Consider the following 26,540-nt stretch of genomic DNA (forward strand, 5'->3'; position numbering starts at 1 on the left):
AGCGGCGTTTAATGGTCAAAAGCGTCCCTCCTAGTGGTTTTAATCTATTTCTTACTTATAGTGTATTACAAGTGAACAAAAAAAAGCTAGTATTGTTATTAACTTTTTTTCATTTGTTTATAATTTGTTCATTTTTCGGCAAGTAGGAGTTTATAAGGCTTTGCTATTCTAAATATATCAAAAAGAAAAAGGGGATTACCAACCATGAAAAAGAAAAAAGTTTTTAGTGCGCTTACCTTATTAACCTTTAGTACGTTGTTGATTGCAGGCTGTGCTGGCGGAGCCAACTCTGCAACAGATAAATCAAGTGCAGCTAGCTCAAGCACTGCAGTCTCTAGTTCAGCAGAAGCAGCTAAAGAGCAATCAAAAGGACAAGAATTAACAGAAATTTTATCCAGTACTGATTGGCAAGGCACAAAAGTTTACGACAAAAATAATAATGATTTAACAGCAGAAAATGCTAATTTTATTGGTTTAGCAAAATATGATGGTGAAACCGGTTTTTATGAATTTTTCGACAAAGAAACAGGTGAAACCCGTGGCGATGAAGGCACATTCTTTGTGACAGACGATGGCGAAAAGCGTATCTTAATTTCGGATACACAAAACTATCAAGCGGTGGTTGATTTAACGGAAGTAACGAAAGATAAATTTACCTATAAGCGAATGGGTAAAGATAAAGACGGGAAAGATGTAGAAGTCTTTGTAGAACATATCCCTTATTCTGACGAGAAATTAACTTTTACGAATGGCCGTAAAGATTTAGAAACAGAAACTGGCAAGATTGTTACCAGTGAACCTGGGGATGACATTTTAGGGGCTACATTATGGAATGGCACGAAAGTTTTAGATGAAGACGGTAACGATGTTACTGAAGCGAATAAAATGTTTATTAGTTTAGCGAAATTTGATAATAAAACAAGTAAATATGAATTCTTTGATTTAGAAACGGGTAAAACCCGTGGAGATTTTGGTTACTTCCAAGTAATTGATAATAACAAAATCCGGGCCCACGTTTCAATTGGTGACAATAAATATGGAGCTGCGTTAGAATTAACAGAATTAAATGATAAACGTTTTACGTATACACGAATGGGTAAAGACAACAATGGCAAAGAAATTAAAGTCTTTGTAGAACATGAACCATATGAAGGAGACTTTACGCCAGACTTCACGTTCTAATTAGTCAATCACTAGTGGATGAAGCGGCCAAAAGGAAGTAAAGGATTCTTTTGACCGCTTCATTTTTAACAAAAAAATAGTTTATAGTTGTTTTTAATCGTTTATAAATTGTTCATTTTTCTGACAGTGGTAGTTTAGAATCGTTTGTTAAGATAGGTTTATCAAAGAAAAGGAGCGATGCTTTATGAAAAAGAAAGTATTAAGTTCGATTACTTTAGTAACATTAAGTACGTTACTTATAGCAGGTTATGCAAGTCCAGCATTTGCAGGTCATGCATCCAATCCAAATAGTGCTACAGCAAATTTAGGCAAACATCAAAACAATGGCCAAACAAGAGGCGATAAGGAGACTAAGATTTTATCTGGCACGGACTGGCAAGGAACCCGAGTTTATGATGCTGCAGGTAATGATTTAACGGCAGAAAATGCTAATTTTATTGGTTTAGCAAAATATGATGGTGAAACCGGTTTTTATGAGTTTTTCGACAAAAACACTGGGGAAACCCGTGGTGACGAAGGAACATTTTTTGTGACAGGTGATGGCACAAAACGAATTTTAATTTCGCGGACACAAAATTATCAAGCCGTAGTGGATTTAACCGAAGTGAGTAAAGACAAATTTACTTACAAGCGTTTAGGGAAAGATAAACTGGGGAATGATGTTGAAGTTTACGTGGAACACATCCCTTATCATGGGAAAAAATTAGCTTTTACAAATGGACGTGAAGCATTAACCAATCAAACTGGCAAAATTGTGACAAATAAATCAGGGGATAAAATTTTAGGAACAACCTTGTGGAATGGCACAAAAGTCGTAGATAAAAACGGTAATGATGTGACAGCGGCCAATCAAAATTTCATTAGTTTAGCGAAATTTGATCCAACCACAAGTAAATATGAATTTTTCAATTTACAAACGAGTGAAACCCGCGGCGACTTTGGGTACTTCCAAGTGGTGGACAATAACAAGATCCGGGCTCATGTATCTATTGGTACGAATCGCTACGGTGTAGCGCTAGAATTAACGGAACTAAACAATGATCGATTTACGTATACTCGAATGGGTAAAGATAATGCTGGGAATGATATTCAAGTGTTCGTGGAACATGAACCTTACCAAGGCACATATCATCCAGCCTTTACTTTCTAAAAGTCTCTTGTCTTCTCTCTTATTTAACAAAAGAACGTCCCCCAACGTTCTTTTGTTTTCTCTTCCTCTATAAATAAATTGTTATTAGTTATAATTAAATGTTATTATTAAGATAATTATAATGATTATTATTTAATAATTTGTTCATATTATGGACAGGTGGAGTTAATAACTACTTGCTATCCTTAAATTATCAAAAGGAAAGGGAGTAGTCGTTTATGAAGAAAAAAATCGTTGGTACAATTACGTTGTTGGCTTTAAGTGCGTTATTAGTTGGTGGAGCAGGAGGGGCTTTGACGGCAGAAGCATACGTTCCTCAAAGCGTAGACAATCCCAATAATTTAGGGGATTTACCTGAGTATTTACGTTCAGTTGGTATTAGACAAGATGAAGGATTATCAGAAAAAGATTGGGCTGGAACACGCGTTTATGATCGAAACGGGAATGACTTAACAGATGAAAATCAAAACCTATTACATGCAATCAAATTTGATGCAACCACTAGTTTCTATGAATTTTTTGATAAAGAGACTGGAGAATCAACAGGAGATGAAGGAACCTTATTTATGACCGCTGGTATTACAGATGTTTCCCGTCTTGTAATTATTTCTGAAACCAAAAATTATCAAGGTGTATACCCACTTAGAACTTTATACCAAGATACTTTTACGTATAGACAGATGGGGAAAGATAAAAACGGAAATGATATTGAAGTTTTCGTAGAAAACAAAGCAACCTCAGGACCAGTTTATGGTCGTCCGCAGCCATACCCCAATAATCGTCCCAGAACACTAGAATTCACGAATGGACGCCGTGCCATGACAGAACAAACAGGCCAGATTGATGTAAATCGACAAGGGGATGAAATTATTGGTAAAACTTCCTTTGATGGGACACCGCAACTTCTTTGGAATGGCACAAAAGTAGTGGATAAAGATGGCAATGACGTAACTTCGGCCAACCAAAACTTTATCAGCTTAGCGAAATTTGACCAAGATAGCAGCAAATATGAATTTTTCAATTTACAAACTGGTGAAACTCGTGGCGACTATGGCTACTTTAAAGTAGGAAATCAAAATAAATTCCGTGCCCATGTTTCCATTGGAACCAATCGCTATGGCGCTGTCTTAGAGTTAACAGAATTGAATGATAATCGTTTTACGTACACACGAATGGGTAAAGATAACGAAGGAAACGATATCCAAGTCTATGTGGAACATGAACCATACCAAGGAACTTTTAATCCTGAATTTACCTTTTAAGAACAAAACATACGAATGGAAACCAAAAAAAGTTTCGACTTCTTTTGGTTTCTCTCTTTTTAAAATAGAAAAACAGAGAAAGCGTTTTAATCGACAAATAAAAAAAGATTCGTTAGATTAGAACCACTGGAGAAAAATCTCATATTTCTCTCGAGGAAAGGAAGTTGAGCACAATGAACAAAAAAATTTTAATGGGGCTATTAAGTGTCGTGACCATTCCATTACTTGCTGCGTGTCAAGGAGGAGAAACACCCTCCGCAGCGTCAAAAAATAGTCAAACGGTGACTACTCAAAGTAGTGCAAAAACTGAAAGCACCAGTACAACCCGTTCGGTGGCTCAAACAACATCAAAAGAGGAAGTGAAAGAACCGATGAAGACCTATGAAGTGGGTGCGCTTTTAGAAGCAGCCAATCAACGAGATACGAAGAAGGTCAAGGAAATTTTACAAGATACTACTTATCAAGTGGATGAAGTCGACACAGAAGGCAACACACCGCTCAATATCGCTGTTCACAATAATGACATTGAGATTGCAAAAGCGTTGATTGATCGGGGTGCCGATATTAATCTGCAAAATAGCATTAGTGATAGTCCCTATCTTTATGCGGGAGCGCAAGGACGTACGGAGATTTTAGCGTATATGTTAAAAAATGCGACCCCAGATTTAAATAAGCATAACCGTTACGGTGGCAATGCGTTAATTCCGGCAGCTGAAAAAGGACATATTGACAATGTGAAGCTCTTGTTAGAAGATGGACGAGAAGACATAGATTTCCAAAATGACTTTGGCTATACAGCATTGATTGAGGCAGTGGGGTTACGTGAAGGGAACCAACTTTACCAAGATATTGTAAAATTGTTAATGGAAAATGGTGCGGATCAATCCATTAAAGACAATTCTGGTCGAACAGCAATGGACTATGCCAATCAAAAAGGTTATACGGAAATTAGTAAAATTTTAGCACAGTACAACTAAGTATTGTGTCCTTTCGGGAAGGAATAAATACAGGTAGGAGTGAAGGAAAGCATGAATTATTGGTTAAAAAATGTTCGAATTGAAACAGGGTATCAAAAAGAAGGTGACTGGTTATCTGGGACAGTAACCAAAGAAGTGGCAATTGAAGTAACAGATGGAGTATTTACGAAAATCATCCCCAATGAAGAATTGGTAGAAGAACCTGGGGTGACAATTATTGATGGTCACCATCAATTGATTTTACCAGGTTTGATTGAAAAACATTGTCACTTTGATAAAAGTAAACTAGGTGTTCCGTGGTATCCGGTGACGCCAGCGAAGTCAATTGTGGAACGTGTCGAAGCAGAAATCCCTTATTTAGATAGTTTAGAACTTTCTTTAACTGAACGCGCCAACCATTTAATTGACTTAGAATTACCACATGGCGCGACAGCCTTCAGAACACATGTCGACGTGGAACCGATGACAGACTTACGTTATTTTGATGAAGTCCAAGCGTTGGCCCAAACGAAACCATTTGCGGTAGAAATTGTCGTCTTTCCACAGCACGGCTTACTACGTTCAGATTCCGTTGAATTAGTTGATCAAGCATTGGCAAAAGGTGCCGATTTTATTGGTGGCGTGGATCCTTATTCACTGGATGGTGATTACAAAAAATCATTGGCTGAAACATTCCGCTTAGCAGATAAACATGGTGTCGGTGTGGATATTCATTTACATGACCGTCACGAAGCTGGGACAACAACGATTAAAGAAATTATCCGTTTAACGAAAGAATATGGCCTACAAGACAAAGTATTTATCAGCCATGCCTTCGGGTTAAATGATTTCATTGGTGAAGAACGTGACGAAGTTTATGATGCTTTAGCAGCAGAAAAAATTCATATTAATTCCAGCGTGCCAATCACACCTAACACGATTCCGCCAATTATGGAATTGTTACGTCATGGAGTCAATGTCCATCTTGGTTGTGACAATATCTACGATTGCTGGTCTCCCTATGGTGATGGTTCATTACAAGAAAAATTGGCTCGTTTAGGTGAACTTTTTAATGTGAAAGATCAAGATGCTTTAACCCAATTATTGGGCTTAGTGACAGATGGTGTCACAACTTTAGACGAACAAGGGCAAGCAAATTGGCCGCAAGTTGGTGCTGAAGCAACTTACTTACTCACTGAAGCAGAATGTGCGGCGGCTTTTGTCGCTCGTCAGACACCGGTGGAAATCAGTGTGGTAAAAGGAACCACACTTTATCAAAAATAACAAAAAGAAGCGAGATTTCTCGCTTCTTTTTTTGTTATTAAATTTATTTGGATTAGACGCTTAATTTTACAATTGAAAACGACATCCATCTTATATTTCATTGATGAAATTAGTGAGAAGAAGTATGATTTAATTTAGCTCTGATTACTTTTGATACATCGTTTTTCAACTGATCAAAATCTGATCTATAAGTAGCAATAAAAACCAATAAATCAACGCCTTCTTGCGTATCTAATTGGAAATCATAACCGTTTAATTGTAAAAATAAGTCGGTTGCCATTACAGCTGTCCGTTTATTTGCATTGTAAAAACAATGCTTTGTTGCAATGTTAATCATTAAAATAGCTGCTTTTTCTTCAATTGTTGGGTACAGGTCAACGTCAAAGACGAATTGTGCTGGTTGGTTGCTAGCCATTTCTAATGCATTACGATCTTTGATGCCAATTTGTTCTGCGGGAGAATACGTTTGGATCAAGAAAGTATTCATTTGAAATAGATCATCCGCTGATAAATAATAAATACTTTTCATTTAGTAACCAATTCTTTGTACAGCTCATTATGTTTTTGTTTTGAGTTCTCCATCATTTGTTGTAATTTTTTTTGATGTTCTGACATATTTTTTTTAACAATAATATCTTTTAATTTTTCTTCGTCTACATAAACGGTGTCTGTCGCAGTCGCACCAATGCTTTCTAGAAACTCTTTTGACAATGTCATAACAACAGAATTCCCAACTTTTCTAAGTTTTCTTTCTTTGATTTCCACTAGTAACCCACCTTTCGTATACATTGTATATACAGTATATCATGGATCATAAAAAAGTTTCTATCACAAGTCTAATACTTTAATAAAATTTCTTGATTGCTTATCGTTCCTTCAGCCAGCTATCCAATTGCTCAAATAAAGCGATGACCGAAGGATCTTTGGTTTGTTTTAAAAAATCATGTTCTAAATAGTAAACCGCTTTAAAGGTACTCTCAGGAATGGTCCGTCCGATTTTTTTGCTATAGCGGAACGGCACTTCTTCGTCTGAACTGCTAGCTGTACTGAAACAAGGTGGAAAAGTTTTTAATGTTTCGTCTGACAGTGCGTAAGCAGACCAGTCCCCATTTTCTGGTAATCCGTAAAAGTGCGGCAATAGCGCTTGCTGAATACTGTAATGATACAGCAGATAGCGAGAAAGAAAAGGATCATCCCAAACAGGCTTCGTTTGGTCGATAGCAGCTATTTCTTTAGCGGAAATGGCTTGCTTTAATAATTTTCGTGGCTCTTTAATAAATTCTAAATCTGTATAGCCGTAAAAATTGACTAAAAATTGTGGCGTCAAATTTAGTGTTTGTAATTGTTTGGTTAACTGTAACATTAAATAACCGCCAGCGGAACGCCCGCACAAACCAAAGGACTGGTTTTGAATAATCTCTTCGTTTAACAATTGGAAGGTTTCTGTTAGCGTCCCTAAGATGTGATCGATTTTTGTATTTGGAGCCAACAAATAGTCCAGTGCTAAAACGGTATAGCCATTGCTTGTAAACAGCTCCTTCAGTTCTTCTGGTAAATCACTTTTGGTTCCATAAATCATCCCGCCACCGTGTAAATAGACGACATAGTTCGTTGGTTCAGTCGTAGTGGGGTAGATAGTAACTGTTGCGCCATTAGCGAGTGTTTGATTGTTTTTCAAGTGCACGTCTCCTCATCTTTATAATGTATGTGGCAATTTCATAATTTAACAATTGCAAGGGATTGGCTAAGTCAATATCAAGAAGTTGTTCCACTTTGTTTAAACGATAACGAATCGTTTTTGAATGGAGGAACATCGCTTCAGAGGTCTGTTTATAGTTGCGGTTATTTTGGAAAAAACTGTACAAAGTTTCAAATAAATCGTAGTTGTTTTCGGCTAATTGATAAAGTGCGCGAGGAATTAATTCGTCTAAATTTTCCAATTGGTCTTCGCGGATAAAATTTTTAAATACCCCAATATCGGCTAAGGTGACAATTGGTCCGTTATAAAAAGTTTCATTAAAGCGCAGAATGTCCAGACATTCAATCAGTAGCTCTTTAATCCCTTCTCGTGATTTTAAACTGCTGACGGCAACGGTAAGCGTGTCGTTTTCTTCTAAAAGTTCAGCTAATAAACGACTTAATTGCAGCTTTGTAATTTTTCCATCACTTTCATTGAAGTTAAAAAGGACCGCCGAATAATTTAGCTGATCAAAGAAGATGGATTTCACACGCAGGGTACGAAGTAAGGCAATAATTCGTTCTTTCATGAGTTGTGTATTGGTGTCTTTGGTAGAAAAAGCAATCGCTTGGTAAGAATCTAGCTCTTGCATTTGCACTTCACGAAGCAAACTGTTTAGCTCGTCAGGATTTTGCGGTGTATTTTGTAAAATAGCATCTGCTAAGTTGTTCAAACGAGTATACCGTTCTTTTTTTAACAAATTTTCGGTATTGAATTTTTCTTGTAAGACATCAATCGCATTTTCGATAATCACTAAATCCGTTTCTTTAACCTTTTCATCTTGTAAATAAACCAGAAGTAAACAATTAGTGGAATAACTATTGAAAATAGAAACTTCTAGTGCCAACTGTTTTTTGGGGTTGGCATGAGAATAAAGTGTTAAAAGAGAGTAATCATTTTTAGTGAACTCACTGTTTTTTAGTTTTTCTCTTGAGAGCACAATCGCATCATGGGGTAAGTCGCCATCGCTAATTTCCAGATGTTTATCCAACATTTTTAAAGCGAAGGGTAATTTAATGATGTCATAAAATTCTTGCATAATCGTCTCAACCGTTGGGTAGTGACGCTCTAATTTGGTGAAACGTTGGCGCACATCGTAATACGTACGTAAGACATGCGACTGATAATTCAACAAAGGCTCGTAAATCGTAAACAGAATTTTTTCATAGCTAATGTCTTGTGTGATTTTAATTAAAGGAATTTCATAATTGAAACATAATTCGATAAACCACTCTGGAATCATTTTAATGAATCGATCTGTTTTCAAAATTAAGCCGCTGATGCCAATTCGGCGCATCTTTACGAAAAAATTTTCCAACTCTTTTTCTGGTAAATCATGCAATGCGTAGAAAGAAGTCAAAATTAACTGATTCTTTCTACTCCAGTTCTCGATATCAATCGCTTCTAAGACCATTGCCGAGTCAACTTCATTGTCTAAACCAATCTCTTTCGTCAAAATTTTACCTTTTTTTAAGTCACCTATCGATAATAACTCTCTTAATTTCATCGTTTTCTCCTTTTTTCCTCTTATGGATAAAAATTATACCATTTTTTTAGAATTATGTCCGATGAAAACACTTTCTCGTTTCGATACAATAGCATTGTAAGGAATAGATAGGAGGATGAACAATGTTACACACAGTAATTTTGAAAAACAATTACCAAGACTCCATCAACTTAATGTTATTGACCAATAAAATCAATGCATTAGATGGTGTAACCATGAGTCAAATCATGATGGGAACAGATGCCAACAAAGACATCCTTAACAACACGAACTTGTTAACGGATGAGGCCAATAGTGCATCTGCAAACGACATGATGATTGTGGTTGACAGTGAAAAAGAAAACATCATGGAAGAAGTTATGCCAGCGATTGATGAATTCTTAGATGATTTATCAGCAAAGGGAACTAGTGAAGAAGCACAAGCAGCGACTTCTTGGTCAGAAGCGTTTGATCTTTTACCAGAGGCGAATGTAGCGCTATTCAGTATTCCTGGTGAATATGGTGCGCCAGAAATGGAACGTGCCTTAAAAAATGATTTACACGTGTTCTCTTTCACGGATAATGTGTCAATTGAAGATGAAGTACGTTTGAAAAAATTAGCGCATGAAAAAGGCTTACTAATGATGGGGCCTGACTGTGGAACTGGTATTATCTCAAGTATTCCAATCGCCTTTACAAATGTTGTTTCTCCAGGAAACATTGGCGTTGTTGGTGCTTCAGGAACAGGGATTCAAGAAGTTACAACGATTATTGACCGCTTAGGTGGCGGAGTTGTTCACGCCATTGGTACTGGTGGTCGTGACTTAAGCGACAAAGTAGGCGCTATCACTGTGAAAGATGCTATTGTGGCCTTAGAAAATCACGAACCAACCGATGTGATTACAGTCATCTCTAAACCACCTGCAAAAGAAGTTCGTGATGAAGTGGTTGAATTATTACAAAGTATTTCAAAACCAGTCGTTGCGATTTTCTTAGGAGAAAAACCAACAAGTCACGAAGGCAAAGTTTATCTAGCTCATACATTAGAAGAAACAGCTAAAATTGCTGTTGATTTAGCAAATGATGTGGCCGTGAAGAAAAATTACTTTGAAGCATTAGCAAAACCAGCTGTACCAACATTACCAGAAGATAAAGTTGTAAAAGGCTTATATTCAGGTGGTACATTAGCTTCTGAAGCAGGTATGTTAATTTCAGAAGCTTTAGATCTTGGCGGTTTAGTGAAAGCAGAAGGTTATGTCTTGAAATCTCACGGTTATGAAGTCATTGACTTAGGCGATGATATGTATACACAAGGTCGTCCGCACCCAATGATTGACCCAGATGTTCGTATCGAAAAAATTCGTGAATACGCACAAGATGAAAAAACGGGGATTATCTTATTCGATGTGGTGTTAGGCTATGGTGCTCATGAAGACATGGTTGGTGCATTGTTACCAGCAATTGAAGAAGCGCGTGCCACAGCCAAAGAAGCAGGACGTGATCTTTACTTTGTTGCAACTGTTTGTGGGACGACGAAAGATCCGCAAAATTACCAATCGTCGGTTGATCGTTTGAAAGAAGGCGGCGTTTTAGTTGCAGAAAGCAATGCTAAAGCTGTTCAATTAGCTTTATTACTAAAAGGAATCGAAATTTCAGAAGACGATAAAGAAGTGGTTGCTTACAACGGACCAACTGTCGATGTACCAAAACCAGGCGAAAAAGTAATGGAACTATTAACAACCAAACCAAGAATTATTAACGTTGGGTTGCAAAGCTTTACAGAATCAATCGTTGATTACGGTGGCGAAACTGTTCAATTTAACTGGCGTCCACGTGCTAACGGCAATAAAAAAATGATTAAAATTTTGGATGCCTTGGAAGATTACAGTGAACAAATCGAAGCTGAAAATCACAAAGTAACAGACAAAATTAAAAATGCACAACCATTCTTAGTAGATGTGGTACCTGCGAAATCAGTGATTCCAGAATTAAATGATGACGCACAAAAAACATTACTTCATGCTGGACCACCAATCCAATGGTCTGAAATGACTGGACCAATGAAAGGTGCTTGTATCGGAGCTGCATTATTCGAACGTTGGGCAGACAATGAAGAAGATGCTTTGAAGATTTTTGAAGCTGGCGAAGTACGTTTCATTCCTTGTCACCATGTAAAAGCAGTAGGACCAATGGGCGGTATTACTTCTGGTAATATGCCAGTCTTTGTTGTAGAAAATCGCTTAGAAGGTAACGAAGCATACTGTATCTTGAATGAAGGTATCGGTAAAGTATTGCGTTTTGGTGCTTATTCACAAGAAGTGGTTGATCGTTTAGATTGGATTAAAGATGTTTTAGGACCAACTATTGCGAAAGCCTTGAAACTTTCTGAAGAAGGCTTGAACTTAAACGTATTGATTGCGCGCTCTATTACAATGGGTGACGAGTTCCACCAAAGAAATATTGCCGCATCATTGAACTTCTTAAAAGAATTGTCTCCATTAATTATCAAAACAGATATTCCAGAAGATCAAAAATACGAAGTAATCAAATTCTTAGCTGACACAGATCAATTCTTCTTAAATGTCATGATGGCAACTGGAAAAGCAATTGTTGATGGTGCCCGTAAAGATACCAACGGAACGATTGTCACAACGATGACTCGTAACGGCGTGAACTTTGGGGTCCGGATTGCAGAAACAGGCGATCAATGGCATACCGCACCAGTAAATACACCAAAAGGTCTTTACTTCACTGGTTTCAGCGAAGAAGACGGAAATCCTGATGTCGGGGATAGTGCAATTACTGAAACAGTAGGCGTTGGAGCAATGGCTATGGTAGCTGCACCTGGCGTAACACGGTTTGTTGGTGCAGGTGGCTTTGAAGATGCGTTAGCAACCTCAAATGAAATGGCAAAAATCTGTGAAGGACACAACCCAACATTCTCAATTCCAACTTGGGATTTCCAAGGAACTTGTTTAGGAATTGATATCCGTAAAGTGGTGGAATTAGGAATTACACCAATCATCAATACAGGGATTGCACACAAAAATGCCGGTGTTGGTCAAATTGGTGCAGGGACAGTTAGAGCACCTCTAGGCTGTTTTGAAAAAGCCCTAGAAGCGTATGCTGAGAAACTAGGAATTACGGTTGAATAACCAACTAGTCATTAGTGACTACATTTTTCCTATCCACCAATATGGCAAGATGGGAACCATTCACAGTGTTTTTGAACGTTCATTTAATCTGAAAGTCCAGGATCAATTAATCAATGTTGCAAACTTCCATAATTATTTATCAAGCTTTGGTATGTTTTTGCCAGATCAATTGTTTCAAGAAATCTTTCCGTATGTACAACAAGGTAATAAAGTCAAAATCACAGAAAATCAGTTGACCTTTTACAGTACAGTCGGCGTGAAAACGATCCAACTCACACCTGCCGAGGTCGTTTCTTTAAACATTACTCATTTCAAGTTAGAAAAAGACCAATTACGCTTGTTGCGAGACCGCTTATTAGCGAGAAACTTAGAACGTAGAATTGGCCTGCCTTTAGACGAACGAGCGAAGCATATTTTCAAAAAAATGAGCCAAAAACAAAAAGTTTGGACACTATCGGAATGGCAAGAAGTAACGAATTATCTGATTGGTCGGGGCAAAGGGTTAACCCCGAGTGGTGATGACATTTTAGTGGCGTATCAAACAATTCTGTTCATACTTGCTGATGAAAGAGCTGCGGCGTTAGCCGCTACTCTTTCGGCAGCAAATTTATCCACAACAGATGTTAGTAAAGGCTATATTGCAAGCTCGGCTAAAGGATATGTAAATTCATTGTTGTATCAGTTACTCTTGGATTTGGAGAACCATCGGGATAATAGAGTTGACGAAAATATTGACAGAATTATACAAATCGGACATTCCTCTGGTAAAGATATGTCATTTGGAATGTTACTAGCTTTACAATCTGTAGAGTTAGATGAGAAGTGAGGAGAAGACATGGAGAATAGTAAAAAAAATCAAGCAGTGCAAGTGAGCAATAGTTACTGGATTAAAGTCGTAGCCATTTTCTTCGTAGGCTGGATTTTAATGTACGCAACACGAACTATTTTTAATCCAGTGATGGGGGTCATTGGAGAACAATTTGGTCTAAGTAACACACAACTTGGTTTAGCCAATAGTATCTTCTTTCTAACCTATGCTGTTGCACAGATTCCTTTTGGGATGATTGGCGATAAAATTGGGCGGAAATTAGTCATTGCTGTTGGGTTTATCGTTCTTGCTATTTCTACTTATTTTAGTGGATTAGCGACAACCTTTGTTATGTTTTTAGTCATTCGTGCAATTGCTGGTATTGGTCAAGGAGCTTACTATGGCCCGCAATATGCGCTATCGACAGAAGCGATTCCAGCAAGTAAACGGACCATCGGTAATGCCATCATCAATAGTGGGATGGCCTTCGGTACATCAGGTGGGTACCTACTTTCAAGTAAGTTGGTTTTAGAAAATGGTGAACATTGGAGCAAACCATTCTTTATCATGGCGATTCCAACGTTTATCGTAGGAATTCTTTTCTATACAATTTTGAAAGAAAAAGTGATTCGTCCTGGTGAAGAAGCTGCACGAGCAGCTGCTGAAGAAGGACCACAAGAAAAGATCTCATTAAAAGAAATTTTCTCAAATCGTAATTTATTAGCCGCATTTATTTTATGTTTCACAAGTATTTATGCAAACTTTGTCATTATTACTTGGTTGCCACAATTTTTAATTGCTGAACGTGGCTTTACAGGAGCGAGCGTTGGTTTCATTTCATCACTTGTACCATGGGCCTCTATTCCAGGCGCCTTAATCTTCGCTCGTTTGAATGATAAAACAGGTGCGACGAAAAAATTAGTCTTTACATTAGTACCTTTAGCAATCCTATCTGTCTTTGCGATTGCTTTTGTAACAAATCGGACATTGTTAATTTCTGTTTTAATTCTTTATGGGTTAACAGGGAAATTAGCGTTAGATCCAATTATGGTGACTTTTGTTACCAAACATGCACCAAAAGCGGCCTTAGGAACAACGTTAAGTGCCTATAATTTTATCGGGATGTCAGGGTCAATCCTAGCACCGTATGTCACAGGATATTTAGCAGATACAGCAGGCTCAATGCAAGTTGGCTTCTATCTTTCTTGTGTACTATTAGTTATTGGTTTACTAGCTTTTGCTTTCTTAGCTAAAGATGAGAGTAAACCGAAATTAGGTTAATTATCCCTTCGATAATGACTGAAACAATCAAAATGAGCAAGACAAAATCTTTCATTTCGTAAACAAATTATTTCTTATCCGTCGATACTGAAAAGATTTTGTCTTTGCTTTATTAAAAAGGAGCGAATCAATCAATGAGTTTAAACGTAATTGCCCTAGGTGGGAATGCTATTTTAGATACGGATCCAACAGATGAAGGCCAAAAAGCCGTCGTTAATCACGCGGCCAAATATATTGCAGAATTTGTTGCTAAAGGGGAACAAGTCATTGTCTGTCACGGAAACGGACCACAAGTAGGGAATTTGCTTTTACAACAAAAAGCAGGCGAAAGTGAAAAAAATCCAGCGTTGAAATTGGATACTTGTGTTGCGATGACACAAGGAAGCATCGGTTACTGGTTACAAAATGCTTTAACTAATGAGTTTGAAAAACGTAACATTGCTAAACCAGTTATCTCTGTAGTTACGCAAGTACGTGTGGACAAAGAAGATCCTTCGTTTAAAAAACCATCCAAACCAATTGGTCCATTCTATACAAAAGAAGAAGCTGACGCGGAAGCAGCCAAAGATGGCTCTACGTATGTGGAAGATGCTGGCCGTGGCTACCGAAAAGTTGTTCCATCACCAATGCCTAAAGAAATTGTTGAAAAAGAGGCGGTTCGTGCTTTAGTAGAGGCGGACGTTTTAACTATCTGTTCTGGTGGCGGGGGCATTCCGGTCGTAGCAGAAGACGGACAATACGTAGGCGTGGAAGCGGTTAACGACAAAGATTTCTCTGCACGTGTTTTAGCTGAAAACGTTGATGCAGACCGTTTGATTATTTTGACAGGCGTTGATAACATCTACATTAATTACAATCAACCAGATCAAAAAGCATTAGAACAAATCAGTGTAGCCGAAGCAGAAGAATACATTAAAGAAGGTCACTTTGCTGCTGGTAGTATGCTACCAAAAATCGAAGCTGCCTTAGACTTCGTAAAAGGTGATGACAAACGGAAAGCAATCATTACTTCTATCGAAAACTTAGAAAACATCGATAAAGAAGCAGGAACTGTGATCAGTCAAAAGGGGTAGTTTACCATGAAAAAACCGTCCATGATCACCCAAATTGCAATTGCTGTTGTCGTAGGAATCCTCGTAGGACTCTTGATTCCTGCTAGCGGCAATTACTTGAAAATAGTTGGAGATGTCTTTTTGCGACTGATGCAAATGGCTATTCCTATCTTGATCTTAGGGCAAATTGTCCAAGCAGTTGGCAGTATTAATCCAAAAGAATTAACGAGCCTTGGGGGTAGAACAATCGCTATTTTCGGGATTTCCTCCTTAGCTGCCGCTTTATGGGGCGTCCTAATGGCAGTCATTTTTAATCCAGGATACGGTGTTAAAATGACTGGCTTCCAAGATGCTTCTATTAAAGCGCAAGAAATCTCAATCACTGATACGATTTTAAATTTCGTTCCGAAAAATATTTTTGATTCACTGACTCAAGGATCGATTATTCAAATTATTGTCTTTGCATTATTTTTTGGTTTAGCACTGAATAAATACTTACAAAGCCATCCAGAGACGCAACTCTTCCAAATAATTGTGGACTTTAATGAAGTTATCATTACAGTCATTCGATACGTCATGTATCTAGCACCTCTGGGGATTTTTGCTTTAATTGCTTCAACAATTAGTCACTTAGGCCTTCAAATTATTTTACCGTTAGTGAAGTATCTATTGGTCTATGGATTAGGCACTATTTTATTTTTGGGCATCTGGATTTTGGTTATCACATTGTACTGTAAAGTAAGTCCACTACGTTTAATTACAAACATGAAAAATATGTCTGTGATGGCCTTGGCGACAACTTCTTCAGCAATTACTTTACCAGTAGCTTTGGAAGAAACAGAAACAAAATTAGGTTTAAGTAAGCGAATTACTAACTTAGTGTTGCCGTTAGGTATGTCATTAAACAGTAACGGTTCAGCGATGCATATGGCTTTTACTGTAATGACTATCGCTCAGATGTATCAGCTAGATTTTGATATTACGAAAATGATTTACTTAGCAATTACAGCAACGTTTGTCTCACTAGCAAACGCAGTTGTTCCCGGTGCGGGCTTAGTCTCACTGGCAGTGATTGTTCCGCAAATGGGTTTACCCATTGAGAGTATTGCAATTTTTGCAGGCGTCGAATGGTTTGTTGGCATGTTACGAACAATTTTAAATGTCAATTCAGATGTTTACTCTGCTATTCTAGTTGCAAAATCAGTGGATGAAATTGACTATACTGTCTTTAACAGTAGCAATAAGTAGTGAAAAAAGGGGAGGAAATGCAAGGACGAAGAAGAAAATCACTTGTTTTCTTTCCCTTTTTTAAGATTAATGATAAAGGAGCAAGCGCAATGGAAGAAATGGTTGTCGTTACACCGGAAAAATTAGAAAAGCTGATGAAACAAAAATTAGAAGCTGCTGGTTTACATTCTGAACATGCCGAAGAAGTTGCTCGACATTTAACTTTTGCAGATGCTAGCGGTATTCATTCACACGGGGCGGTTCGTATGGATTATTATGCGGAACGGATTGCAAAAGGCGGGATCACGATTGACCCCGAATTATCATTTGAAAAAACTGGACCGTCCACTGCCATTTTTCATGGCGATAATGGCGTGGGTCAATTTGTTTGTAACGAAGCATTAGCTGCTGCAGTTGACCTAGCCAAAGATTCAGGGTTAGCATATGTTGGCGTTTCTCAAACGAGTCATAGCGGGACGTTATCGTATTATGTTAAAAAAGCAGCGGAACAAGGCATGGTTGCTCTTTCGATGTGTCAATCTGATCCAATGGTGGTACCGTTTGGTGGTACAAGCAATTATTTTGGAACAAATCCAATCGCTTTTGCAGCACCTAGAGCAGGTCATGAACCAGTCGTGTTTGATATGGCTACGACAGTACAGGCTTGGGGGAAAATTTTAGATGCACGTTCAAGAGATGTTGAAATTCCCGACACATGGGCAGTAGACGAAAAAGGCCAGCCAACGACTGATCCTTATGAAGTACGAGGTTTATTGCCGATTTCAGGACCAAAAGGATATGGACTAATGATGATGGTCGATGTCTTAGCTGGTTCGTTGTTAGGCTTACCTTTTGGCAAACATGTCAGCTCCATGTATGCGGATTTAACGGAGAAACGGAATCTGGGTCAGATGTTTTTAGTCATTGATCCAAGCCGCTTTACAGATTCTGAACGATTTAAAGAAAATATTAATCAAATGGTGGAAGAACTTCATAGTGTGCCTACAGCAGAAGGGTTTCAACAAGTTTACTATCCAGGAGAAATTGGTCAGCTAAACTATCAAAAAGCCATGTCAGAAGGCATTGAAATTCCACAAAGTATTTATGATTATTTAGTTAGTGAGATTGTACATTACGATAAATATGGCGGGCAAGGTGCCTTTGCCAAATAATGAGGAGCGCAGAGAGTATTCGCTACTGCGTTGCTCTCGCCTTCTTTCTATTGGAGGAAAGTAAAATGAAAAAATCGTCAAAAGTAGCACTTATTTTTGCATTCTTAGTTAGTATTTTTGTGCCAGTTGCGGCCTTTGCTGATGAGATTGGGGATGTAGTTGCCCCGACAGGAATCATGGCATTAGTTGTGATTATTCCATTGATTGTTGTTTTGGTTCTATTGTTTATGAAAGTCGATATGATTATCGCTGGTTTAATTGGTGGCGTCTTAGCGATGCTGATTGGTGGCATTGGACTAGAAGAAGCGAATAAACAGATGTTGGAAGCTATCCCAATGATGTTAGGAATTACCGTTCCCATCATTAATTCAGCTGTTGCGATGGCAGTCTTTAAAGCAGGTAGTTATTCAGCTGCATTAACTTTAGCCAAACGAGGCACAAAAGGAAAAGTCGAGTATGTTTCAGCTTTTATTGTTATCTTATTAGCCGCAGCCACATATATGTCAGGAATTGGTGGCGGAAGTGCGATGGTTATTGCACCATTGGCCTTTGCTGCAGTTGGGGTTGTTCCTGAATTAATTGCAGCAATGTCTTTAGCTGCTGCGGTATCATTTACAACATCACCCGCTTCATTAGAATCAAGTATTGTTTCAAAATTAGGCGATATCAGTGTCGGTTCATATGTTTCAACCATGCGACCTTACTGGTTATTCTTCGTAGCATTAGCGATTGTTTTAGCCTTTTGGGGAACGAAACATAGAAATGTTGGCTTTAAAGAGTCGGCAGATGATGAATTTGATAAAAAGAGCAATGGTGAATTATTTAAAATTACCTTGCCAGCCATTTTCTTATTGTTTGCTGTAATTTTTGGACCAATTGTGAATGATTTAATTGGTTTTGCCTTCTTTACGCCACTTGTATACATGATTTTAACATTAGTTTTAATTTTCTTATGTACAGATTTCTCAATGAACAAATCTGTCGAAGCGATGGTAGATGGGTCTACATATATTTTGACTCGTTTATTCCAAGTAGGGATTTTCTTAGCCTTTATTAATGTTATTGCACAAACAGGAACGTTTGCTGTAATCGCAGGTGTTGCTGAAAATGCACCAGCCTTTATTGTCGTGCCAGTTGCCATTTTAACAGGGATTTTAATTGGGATTCCAGCTGGGGCCTACGTAGGTTCTGTTTTAACTTTAGTGCTACCAGTTGCTGTATCGTTGAACTTCCCGCCGTTAGCATTAGGTTTTGTAGCAATGGGTGTTGGTTTAGGTAGTCAAATGAGTTTCGTTAATATTACTATGCAAGCTTTATCTTCAGGCTTCCAAATTCCAATTTTGGATGTTGTTAAAGGAAACGTGAAATGGTTAAGTATTGCCTCTGTACTATTATTAGTTATCGGTTTAATCTTTGGATAAAAAACAATTTAGGGAGTGGAAAACATGGATTTATTAATTAAACAAGTTCGTCTTCAAGACGGTGAAGCATTACAAGATGTAGCTATTAAAGAAGGTAAAATCATTGAAATCGCCCCAGTTATTACTGGCGATGCCAAAGAAGTCATCGAAGCAGATGGTCGTGTTTTAATCCCAGGTTTTGTAGAAAGCCATTTACATTTGGACAAGGCATTAATCGCTGATCGTAAACCAAATAAATCAGGTACGTTGAAAGAAGCAATTGAAGTAACCGCAGAATTAAAACCAACATTTACCGAAGAAGACATTTACGACCGTGCCAAACGTGCTTTAGAAATGTTAATTGTTCATGGGACCACGGCGTTAAGAACGCATGCAGAATTTGACCCAGCGCAAGGTTTTACTGGCTTCAAAACAATTATGCGTTTGAAAGAAGAATACAAAGAGTTAATTGACATGCAAGTAGTTGCGTTTCCGCAAGAAGGAATTTTTAAAGCCCCTGGAACAGAACAAATGATGTATGAAGCAATGGATATGGGCGCAGACGTTGTCGGCGGTATTCCTTATAATGATGCACCAGCGAAAGAACATATTGATTTAGTGTTTGAAATTGCTAAAAAATATGATAAAGATGTAGATTTACACCAAGATTTTGCCGATGAAGCTGATGATATGAGTATTGAATATTTATGTGAAAAAACCATCGCTGAAGGCTACCAAGGCCGTGTTTCAGTGGGCCACTTAACGGCATTGCATGCCTTACCTGAAGCAGAATTGGCGCCTATTATTGCAAAAATGGCGGAAGCAAATATTAGCGTGATGGCTTTACCAGCAACGGATTTACATTTAGGGGCTCGTGGTGATCAGTACAATGTTCGACGTGCGGTAACGCCAATTCGTAAATTACGCGATGGTGGCGTGAATGTCTGTATTGCTACAAATAATATTCGCAATGCTTTTACACCATATGGCACAGGGGATATTGTTCAAACAGCGATGTTAGCCATTCCTGTTGGGCACCTAGGTGGAGCGGATGACTTAAAAACAGTGCTACCAATGGTAACAACAAGTCCTGCTCGTGCGATGGGACTAGAAGGATACGGTGTCGCAGTTGGGAATAAAGCAGATTTAGTCTTATTAGACACAAAAGTGGTTGAACATGCGATTATTGATATTCCAGAACGGTTATATGTTATTAAAAACGGCCGTGTTACAGTCAAGACAGACAAAAAAGTCGAAATCATTCGTTAAGAAAAAAAACAAAAAGCTCAAAATGTTAGTTGTCAAAACTAACATTTTGAGCTTTTTTTGATAAAGGTAAAGCTAGGAAGGTGAAAATATGATTAATTTATCCTGTTTTAGCTATGATTCTCTATTGAAAAGTTTATTTTCAGTTTATTTTTGGTCGATTTTCCTTGATATATATAGAATCTTCAGGAAATGCTCCTATCTGTTTAAAATTCGGAGTTTCAGAAATTATTCTTTTTTGCTAAACTAGTTATAACTGGTTAGTAAAAAGAAGTATTGGACGAATAGCGCTGAAACAAGTGAATGATCCAAAGTATAAAGAAAAATGAAACCGATACCACAAGACAAGACTGTTGCTGAAAATGGTAAGTGATCATTCTGCTAAGTTTAGTGTCTTAATGTTTAGTTAACTAAGAATTGTTGGATTGTTCTTTAGAAAGAAGGGACAATATGAAGCGAAGTAAATGGAAAGAATTGATAGTAACGGGCATCTGCCATATATTAGTATTCCCCATACTAATACAGACAACTGTTTTTGCAGAAACATTACCAAGTACAAAACAAGTAAGAGAAGGAACCAATCATTCATTAACAGCAGAAAAAGCCGAAAGTGAACAACCACAGACAAAGGATAAACTACATGATGAAGAACCACTAGCATTGCCAAAAAGTGAGTTAATCGATAATGAGGCTAATGTTACAAGTCAAACGATTAGAGAAAGAATTGAGACGCCTAACCTAACTTATCGTTATGGATTTATTAATGAAGAGGGGCAGCCAGTAAACGCCAATGAGATCCTTCTACAGTATCATAGTTGGCAAGGCAATTCCCCAAATGGCATAAATGTGTGGGAAGGTGAAAGTCAACCAGTGACAGCATCTACAGTGGCTAATTTAAAAGAAGTGGTAATTCCAAGTGAGAAAGTAGCCGTCTATTCCGACATGTCAACGGTGCTTGCAGCGAGTAATCAAACATTTTTTTTACCAAGATATTATACTTCTTTAAGCTTATACAATAAGAAAGGGGAAATTGATCCCGATTATCCGCTGCCAACTATTTCCGACGCATCAGGAAACCAATATCCAACAACAATTTCGCAATTTGAATTGGAAAAAATGTCTGCACAACAATATAGTCAGAAAACAGGAGTAACGTTTAACATTAGCGAGAGCCAAAAACTAATCGTTCCTTTGTACAACCAAGTGAAGGTTGATTCATCGAATCAATCTGGGCTATTGAATTACTTTAAATTTTCAGGGCCGGTTTATTATCATGTTACCAATCGCAAAGTGACAGAACATTTTGTGGATACTCAAGGGAAACCAATCCCTCCACCACCGGGGTTTAGACAAGGAAAGCAAACACTTATTGAGCGTGACCCTTACACCTTTAAACAGAAAGATCTTTTGCCAAGTAGCTATGAAATTGACTCAAAAACGTATCAATTTCAAGGATGGTATAAAGGGAAAACGAAACCTGAAAATTTAGAAAAAAGCGTAACGCCCAGTTATGATATTACCTATGACGACAATGATGATTTAACTGTTGTCTATAAGGAGATACCTCAAAAAAATTATACATTTGAGGATGTCAATGGTGTTGAAATTGCACCACCATCTGATTTTATTCAGGATCACCAACAACCAATAACTACGGATGGCTTTCGCTATTTAGCTGGAAAAAAACTGCCACAACAATACAGCGTTAACGGTAAAACTTATTTATATCAAGGTTGGTATCAAGATAAAACAAAACAAGAGAGCTTAGAAAAAACGAAGCGACCCATAAACTCCCCTGTTTTTAATGAAATGAACGCTATTACAGCAGTGTATAAGGAAATAACTGCAAAAGCTGAAATGCAAATAGAAGGACTAGTCAAAGTCATGCCAAGTGGTTATATACAAATTTGGCAGATTATGCTTACAAATGTGGGAGAAGTACCGTTAAAAAAAATAAACTTAAAGCCAGCAAGTGGTTGGTCACCAGGTCTAGCTCGGCCAATCCAAGTCACGATTCGTGTTGGATCTGAACCAAACAAAATTGTTCCTATTACTGATGAAAATTGGCGAGTTGGCATTGCTTTAAATACGGAAGTGCCTATTGGTCAGACAGCAACTATTATGATGACAACAATTGCTACAGGTGAACCAGATCAAGTGTTACAAGCGGCTGTTGAAATGAATGGAAATTTTTCTGCTGTTCACGCAGCTGATACTGTCAGAATCCAACCTAAAAATCAAGAAATTGTGGCACCAGATGAGGAAGGTTTTATCAGCACACCAACTTTTGATTTTGGCAAAGTCGCCATTTCTAGCAACACGCAGCAACATGGTTTAAAGCAGGCAGCAGATTATTATGAAAATGGTCAGGAAAATCCATATTTACGTTTGAAAAAATCACAACCCAATTGGGCACTAACTGCAGAACTATCCCCCTTTGAAGGAAGAGTGGATCAACTATCATCAATGACAAAGTTATTGTTAGGAACAACCAATGTTTCAGGTTTTATTCAGTACAATCAACCAACGGAAACTAAAGTTGCTCTTGGCAAAACAACCGCTATTCAATTAGTTGCCAACGGTGTAGCTAGCCATATTGTTGCCAATGGTCAGTTTGACGAAAGTGATGTTTATCAATTTGATTTTTCTTTTGATCAAATCAAATTAGAAATTCCAGCAAATCAAGGTAGAAAAGATCAAGCTTATCAAGCAATGGTGACTTGGAATTTAGTGACAGGCCCATAAGTCCATAAAAAATAAGTTGAATAGTTTGATCAAAAACATTGCATAGAAATAATAAAAGGCGGCTCAACGAAGCGGCCTTTTTCTTGGTTCATTACCAAAATATAACGAATTTTGTAACAAAAACGTTTGCTAAAAAGAAGGAAAAATGATTAATTTTACGAAAAAAAGCATATATCGACAAAAAAGAAGCAAAATTTGAATAAAAAAAGAAAAAATATGAAAAAAAATCGAAGAATTGTTTAACAATTGAAAACACGTGAAAACCAGTCATGACAAGGTGTAAAAGCCTTACAAAAGGTAAGTTTACCTATTATGGAGAAAGAAGGAGTGATCTGAAATGTTTTTGTAACATTTCTATTGCTTAATTGAAATATGGGTGTGGTAGAATGTTTTTGTCGTAAGAAAAGATTAAGATATTTTAAATAAACTTTAGAAATTAATTCGGAGGAATGACAAGTGAAGAAACGTCTATTTGCATCAGTATTACTATGTTCATTAACGCTATCAGCAATTGCTACCCCAAGCATCGCTTTGGCGGACAATGTTGATAAAAAAATTGAAGAAAAAAATCAAGAAATTTCATCATTAAAAGCAAAACAAGGGGATTTAGCTTCACAAGTATCTTCTTTAGAAGCAGAAGTATCTTCAGTATTTGATGAAAGCATGGCTTTACGTGAACAAAAGCAAACACTAAAAGCAAAATCAGAACAATTACAACAAGAAATTACAAACTTGAATCAACGTATTGAAAAACGTAACGAAGCAATCAAAAATCAAGCACGTGATGTTCAAGTTAATGGACAAAGCACAACAATGCTAGATGCAGTTTTAGATGCGGACTCAGTTGCAGATGCAATCAGCCGTGTTCAAGCTGTTTCAACAATCGTAAGTGCCAACAACGACTTAATGCAACAACAAAAAGAAGATAAACAAGCCGTTGTTGATAAAAAAGCTGAAAACGAGAAAAAAATGAAACAACTTGAAGCAACAGAAGCTGAATTAGAAACAAAACGTCAAGATTTACTTTCTAAACAATCTGAATTAAACGTAATGAAAGCTTCATTAGCATTAGAACAATCATCAGCTGAAAGTTCTAAAGCTGGCTTAGAAAAACAAAAAGCAGCTGCTGAAGCAGAGCAAGCACGCTTAGCTGCTGAACAAAAAGCTGCAGCTGAAAAAGCTAAACAAGCTGCTGCAAAACCAGTTCAAGCTAAAGCTGAAGTAAAAGCAGAAGCACCAGTTGCCTCTTCTTCAACAACAGAAGCGCAAGCACCAGCAAGCTCAAGCTCAGCAACTGAATCAAGCACGCAACAAACAACTGAAACAACTACACCAAGTACAGATAATAGTGCAACAGAAAATACTGGCTCTTCTTCATCAGAACAACCAGTACAACCTACAACACCAAGTGATAATGGAAATAATGGTGGCCAAACTGGTGGTGGAACAGTTACACCACCAACACCAGAACCAGAGCAACCAACACCAGCGCCTTCTGCTGATCCAACAATCAATGCATTGAACGTTCTACGTCAATCATTAGGTTTACGTCCAGTAGTATGGGATGCAGGCTTAGCAGCTTCTGCAACTGCTCGTGCAGCACAAGTTGAAGCAGGTGGTATTCCAAATGATCACTGGTCTCGTGGAGATGAAGTTATCGCAATTATGTGGGCGCCAGGTAACTCAGTAATCATGGCGTGGTACAACGAAACAAACATGGTAACAGCTTCAGGAAGCGGTCACCGTGATTGGGAAATTAACCCAGGTATTACGCGTGTCGGTTTTGGTTACTCAGGTAGCACAATCGTAGGACACTCAGCCTAATCAGCAATGATAAAAATAGACGTAAGCAGCTTCTGAAAAGAAGCTGCTTTTTTCATTACTATTTCATCCATCTCCGTTGACAAATTTGCTAAACGTGGTATTCTAATTATAATCTAATAATTTCCGTTGAATAGGAAAGTAAATACAAGACAGTTGGTAGAGAGACTTTGGTTGGTGAAAAAAGTTAGATGTCTGTATCGAAAAATGGCCTAGGAGGAATTTTTGTCGAAACGTAGGCAAAAACGTAATGTCTTTCGTTAACAAGACCGCTGATTATGATTGTCAGTTGAAGGGAAAGAGTCATCTTTCCGAAAAAAGGTGGTACCGCGATAATAATCGCCCTTTTACTAGTTACGGCTAGTAAAAGGGCGTTTTTTTATAAATAAAAATAGGAAAGAGTGAGGCAAATGAGTAGTCAGATTCCTTTTACAGTTGATCATGTGGGAAGTTTTTTACGTCCGGAAACAATTAAGAAAGCACGGAAAAAGGTCCAAGCAGGTGCTTTATCTCAAGCAGAGCTACGTCTTATTGAAGATGAGGAAATCAAAGCATTAGTAGCAAAACAAAAAGCTGGCGGTTTACGGGGAATCACAGATGGTGAATTTCGTCGCGGTTTTTGGCATATTGATTTCTTAGAAGGATTAAATGGTGTGACAGGCTATATCCCAGAAACGGGGTATAACCAAACCTTTCATGGAAAAGCAGCTCCAGCCTATAATATCCGCGTAGTGGATAAAATATCTTTTCCTGCGCAACATCCATTTTTAGAGGACTTTTCATTTTTAAAAGAGGTGGTGGAAGTTGGTGATGGCACGGTAGCCAAAGCAACGATCCCTAGTCCGACCATGATTTTACGTCAAGAAATTTTATCCAACGACGGCACCTCGCGCATTCAAACAATTTATCCAGAGATTGGTGATTTTTATAAGGATTTAGCACAAACATATAAAGATGCAATTGCGGCCTTTTACGAGAGAGGTTGCCGTTATTTGCAATTTGATGATACAAATTGGGCGTTTCTAGCGGATCAGACAAAACAAGAAGAATTACGAGCAAAAGGAATACAGCCAGAAGAAATTGCACAAGTGTGTACCACGATTATTAATGAAGCCTTAGCTGGTAAGCCAGAAGATTTAACTGTAACCACGCACATTTGCCGTGGGAACCATGCTTCGTCTTGGTTATTTTCAGGTGGTTATGAACCGATAGCAAAAGAATTATTTGCTACGAATTATGATGGTTTCTTCTTGGAATATGACTCAGATCGTGCAGGGGACTTTTCACCATTAAGACATTGGCAAAATAATGGCAGCAAAGTCGTTTTAGGTTTAGTTACTTCTAAGTTTCCTGAATTAGAAGAGACTGAACAAGTGAAAGCACGAATTGAAGAAGCCCAACAGTTTGTTCCTTTAGAAAACTTAAGTATTAGTCCGCAATGCGGTTTTGCTTCAACGGAAGAAGGAAATCGTTTGACGGAGAAAGAACAATGGCGCAAAGTTCAATTACTTCAAGAAATTGCTAGAGAAGTATGGTAAAAAAACTGGGACATAAG

The 26,540-nt window shown here is 37.8% G+C and carries 21 protein-coding genes and 1 other annotated feature; of the genes, 16 read left to right on the top strand and 5 right to left on the bottom strand.

Annotated features, from left to right (window positions below; all coding sequences use genetic code 11):
- Nucleotides 1-204: 204 nt before the first annotated feature.
- The 5 genes from IGK72_RS01510 (at nucleotide 205) to IGK72_RS01530 (ending at nucleotide 5,834) form a co-directional block, all read left to right on the top strand.
- Nucleotides 205-1,182, top strand: coding sequence for a DUF4822 domain-containing protein (locus IGK72_RS01510; protein ID WP_002358366.1), 978 nt, complete (start codon nucleotides 205-207; stop codon nucleotides 1,180-1,182).
- 184 nt (nucleotides 1,183-1,366) lie between these two features.
- Nucleotides 1,367-2,332: a DUF4822 domain-containing protein gene (locus IGK72_RS01515; RefSeq protein ID WP_070416043.1), complete on the top strand. Its 966-nt coding sequence runs from the start codon at nucleotides 1,367-1,369 to the stop codon at nucleotides 2,330-2,332.
- A gap of 218 nt (nucleotides 2,333-2,550) precedes the next feature.
- The gene (locus IGK72_RS01520; protein ID WP_070416042.1) at nucleotides 2,551-3,594 is read left to right on the top strand and encodes a DUF4822 domain-containing protein; all 1,044 of its coding nucleotides are present in this window, start codon (nucleotides 2,551-2,553) and stop codon (nucleotides 3,592-3,594) included.
- Between the two features lie 173 nt (nucleotides 3,595-3,767).
- The gene (locus tag IGK72_RS01525) at nucleotides 3,768-4,571 is read left to right on the top strand and encodes an ankyrin repeat domain-containing protein (protein WP_002373191.1); all 804 of its coding nucleotides are present in this window, start codon (nucleotides 3,768-3,770) and stop codon (nucleotides 4,569-4,571) included.
- Nucleotides 4,572-4,622: 51 nt separating this feature from the next.
- Entirely contained in the window at nucleotides 4,623-5,834 is a 1,212-nt protein-coding gene (locus IGK72_RS01530; RefSeq protein WP_002410452.1) for an amidohydrolase family protein, read from the top strand.
- Between the two features lie 109 nt (nucleotides 5,835-5,943).
- On the opposite strand, the gene IGK72_RS01535 is transcribed toward IGK72_RS01530, so the two are convergent.
- The 4 genes from IGK72_RS01535 to IGK72_RS01550 all read right to left on the bottom strand — a co-directional run bounded on the left by IGK72_RS01535 (nucleotide 5,944) and on the right by IGK72_RS01550 (nucleotide 9,079).
- A complete protein-coding gene (locus tag IGK72_RS01535) occupies nucleotides 5,944-6,363 on the bottom strand; it encodes a type II toxin-antitoxin system death-on-curing family toxin (protein WP_002355245.1) in 420 nt (139 codons plus the stop codon).
- A complete protein-coding gene (locus IGK72_RS01540) occupies nucleotides 6,360-6,599 on the bottom strand; it encodes an AbrB/MazE/SpoVT family DNA-binding domain-containing protein (protein ID WP_002358371.1) in 240 nt (79 codons plus the stop codon). Before IGK72_RS01540 ends, IGK72_RS01535 begins: the two co-directional genes overlap by 4 nt.
- 100 nt (nucleotides 6,600-6,699) lie before the next feature.
- Nucleotides 6,700-7,512: an alpha/beta hydrolase gene (locus IGK72_RS01545; RefSeq protein ID WP_070416041.1), complete on the bottom strand. Its 813-nt coding sequence runs from the start codon at nucleotides 7,510-7,512 to the stop codon at nucleotides 6,700-6,702.
- Nucleotides 7,487-9,079, bottom strand: coding sequence for a PucR family transcriptional regulator (locus IGK72_RS01550; protein ID WP_002355248.1), 1,593 nt, complete (start codon nucleotides 9,077-9,079; stop codon nucleotides 7,487-7,489). The genes IGK72_RS01545 and IGK72_RS01550 overlap by 26 nt, the downstream gene beginning before the upstream one ends.
- Nucleotides 9,080-9,201: 122 nt before the next feature.
- Between IGK72_RS01550 and fdrA the strand changes: the two genes are divergently transcribed.
- The 9 genes from fdrA to IGK72_RS01595 all read left to right on the top strand — a co-directional run bounded on the left by fdrA (nucleotide 9,202) and on the right by IGK72_RS01595 (nucleotide 23,164).
- Nucleotides 9,202-12,213, top strand: coding sequence for a DUF1116 domain-containing protein (gene fdrA, locus IGK72_RS01555; protein WP_002355249.1), 3,012 nt, complete (start codon nucleotides 9,202-9,204; stop codon nucleotides 12,211-12,213).
- Nucleotides 12,206-13,039: a DUF2877 domain-containing protein gene (locus IGK72_RS01560; RefSeq protein ID WP_002355250.1), complete on the top strand. Its 834-nt coding sequence runs from the start codon at nucleotides 12,206-12,208 to the stop codon at nucleotides 13,037-13,039. The genes fdrA and IGK72_RS01560 overlap by 8 nt, the downstream gene beginning before the upstream one ends.
- A 9-nt stretch (nucleotides 13,040-13,048) precedes the next feature.
- Nucleotides 13,049-14,302 carry an MFS transporter gene (locus IGK72_RS01565; RefSeq protein ID WP_002355251.1) on the top strand — a complete coding sequence of 418 codons (1,254 nt, stop codon included), beginning with the start codon at nucleotides 13,049-13,051 and terminating at the stop codon, nucleotides 14,300-14,302.
- Nucleotides 14,303-14,436: 134 nt separating this feature from the next.
- Entirely contained in the window at nucleotides 14,437-15,375 is a 939-nt protein-coding gene (gene arcC / locus IGK72_RS01570; RefSeq protein ID WP_002355252.1) for a carbamate kinase, read from the top strand.
- 6 nt (nucleotides 15,376-15,381) lie between these two features.
- Complete coding sequence (locus IGK72_RS01575) at nucleotides 15,382-16,602, top strand: dicarboxylate/amino acid:cation symporter (RefSeq protein WP_023894886.1); 1,221 nt, start codon at nucleotides 15,382-15,384, stop codon at nucleotides 16,600-16,602.
- An 89-nt stretch (nucleotides 16,603-16,691) separates the two neighbouring features.
- Nucleotides 16,692-17,753, top strand: coding sequence for an ureidoglycolate dehydrogenase (gene allD, locus IGK72_RS01580; RefSeq protein ID WP_010708964.1), 1,062 nt, complete (start codon nucleotides 16,692-16,694; stop codon nucleotides 17,751-17,753).
- Nucleotides 17,753-19,174 (top strand): hypothetical protein, encoded by a 1,422-nt coding sequence (locus tag IGK72_RS01585; RefSeq protein WP_002385370.1) that lies wholly within the window; start codon nucleotides 17,753-17,755, stop codon nucleotides 19,172-19,174. The genes allD and IGK72_RS01585 overlap by 1 nt, the downstream gene beginning before the upstream one ends.
- Nucleotides 19,175-19,198: 24 nt before the next feature.
- The gene (locus IGK72_RS01590; RefSeq protein ID WP_002389547.1) at nucleotides 19,199-20,422 is read left to right on the top strand and encodes an amidohydrolase family protein; all 1,224 of its coding nucleotides are present in this window, start codon (nucleotides 19,199-19,201) and stop codon (nucleotides 20,420-20,422) included.
- Between the two features lie 447 nt (nucleotides 20,423-20,869).
- Nucleotides 20,870-23,164, top strand: a complete 2,295-nt coding sequence (locus IGK72_RS01595; RefSeq protein ID WP_023894887.1) for a WxL domain-containing protein — start codon at nucleotides 20,870-20,872, stop codon at nucleotides 23,162-23,164.
- A gap of 91 nt (nucleotides 23,165-23,255) precedes the next feature.
- Here IGK72_RS01595 and IGK72_RS01600 read toward each other — a convergent pair whose 3' ends face one another.
- The gene (locus tag IGK72_RS01600) at nucleotides 23,256-23,435 is read right to left on the bottom strand and encodes a hypothetical protein (RefSeq protein ID WP_002367870.1); all 180 of its coding nucleotides are present in this window, start codon (nucleotides 23,433-23,435) and stop codon (nucleotides 23,256-23,258) included.
- Between the two features lie 185 nt (nucleotides 23,436-23,620).
- On the opposite strand from IGK72_RS01600, the gene IGK72_RS01605 reads away from it, so the two are divergent.
- Together IGK72_RS01605 and IGK72_RS01610 are read left to right on the top strand one after the other, a co-directional pair.
- On the top strand, nucleotides 23,621-24,988 hold the full coding sequence (locus tag IGK72_RS01605) for a PcsB-like coiled-coil domain-containing protein (RefSeq protein ID WP_002355258.1): 1,368 nt from the start codon (nucleotides 23,621-23,623) through the stop codon (nucleotides 24,986-24,988).
- Nucleotides 24,989-25,105: 117 nt separating this feature from the next.
- Nucleotides 25,106-25,335 (top strand) — a binding site (T-box leader).
- A 60-nt stretch (nucleotides 25,336-25,395) separates the two neighbouring features.
- Complete coding sequence (locus IGK72_RS01610; protein WP_002355260.1) at nucleotides 25,396-26,523, top strand: 5-methyltetrahydropteroyltriglutamate--homocysteine S-methyltransferase; 1,128 nt, start codon at nucleotides 25,396-25,398, stop codon at nucleotides 26,521-26,523.
- Nucleotides 26,524-26,540 lie beyond the last annotated feature (17 nt).

The organism is Enterococcus sp. DIV0183 (assembly GCF_050541505.1).
Classification (GTDB): domain Bacteria; phylum Bacillota; class Bacilli; order Lactobacillales; family Enterococcaceae; genus Enterococcus; species Enterococcus faecalis.

Coding starts and splice junctions, on each gene's coding strand:
- IGK72_RS01510 (WP_002358366.1), top strand. CDS start 205: ATGAAAAAGAAAAAAGTTTTTAGTGCGCTTACCTTATTAACCTTTAGT.
- IGK72_RS01515 (WP_070416043.1), top strand. CDS start 1,367: ATGAAAAAGAAAGTATTAAGTTCGATTACTTTAGTAACATTAAGTACG.
- IGK72_RS01520 (WP_070416042.1), top strand. CDS start 2,551: ATGAAGAAAAAAATCGTTGGTACAATTACGTTGTTGGCTTTAAGTGCG.
- IGK72_RS01525 (WP_002373191.1), top strand. CDS start 3,768: ATGAACAAAAAAATTTTAATGGGGCTATTAAGTGTCGTGACCATTCCA.
- IGK72_RS01530 (WP_002410452.1), top strand. CDS start 4,623: ATGAATTATTGGTTAAAAAATGTTCGAATTGAAACAGGGTATCAAAAA.
- IGK72_RS01535 (WP_002355245.1), bottom strand. CDS start 6,363: ATGAAAAGTATTTATTATTTATCAGCGGATGATCTATTTCAAATGAAT.
- IGK72_RS01550 (WP_002355248.1), bottom strand. CDS start 9,079: ATGAAATTAAGAGAGTTATTATCGATAGGTGACTTAAAAAAAGGTAAA.
- fdrA (WP_002355249.1), top strand. CDS start 9,202: ATGTTACACACAGTAATTTTGAAAAACAATTACCAAGACTCCATCAAC.
- IGK72_RS01565 (WP_002355251.1), top strand. CDS start 13,049: ATGGAGAATAGTAAAAAAAATCAAGCAGTGCAAGTGAGCAATAGTTAC.
- arcC (WP_002355252.1), top strand. CDS start 14,437: ATGAGTTTAAACGTAATTGCCCTAGGTGGGAATGCTATTTTAGATACG.
- IGK72_RS01575 (WP_023894886.1), top strand. CDS start 15,382: ATGAAAAAACCGTCCATGATCACCCAAATTGCAATTGCTGTTGTCGTA.
- allD (WP_010708964.1), top strand. CDS start 16,692: ATGGAAGAAATGGTTGTCGTTACACCGGAAAAATTAGAAAAGCTGATG.
- IGK72_RS01585 (WP_002385370.1), top strand. CDS start 17,753: ATGAGGAGCGCAGAGAGTATTCGCTACTGCGTTGCTCTCGCCTTCTTT.
- IGK72_RS01590 (WP_002389547.1), top strand. CDS start 19,199: ATGGATTTATTAATTAAACAAGTTCGTCTTCAAGACGGTGAAGCATTA.
- IGK72_RS01595 (WP_023894887.1), top strand. CDS start 20,870: ATGAAGCGAAGTAAATGGAAAGAATTGATAGTAACGGGCATCTGCCAT.
- IGK72_RS01600 (WP_002367870.1), bottom strand. CDS start 23,435: ATGACTGGTTTTCACGTGTTTTCAATTGTTAAACAATTCTTCGATTTT.
- IGK72_RS01610 (WP_002355260.1), top strand. CDS start 25,396: ATGAGTAGTCAGATTCCTTTTACAGTTGATCATGTGGGAAGTTTTTTA.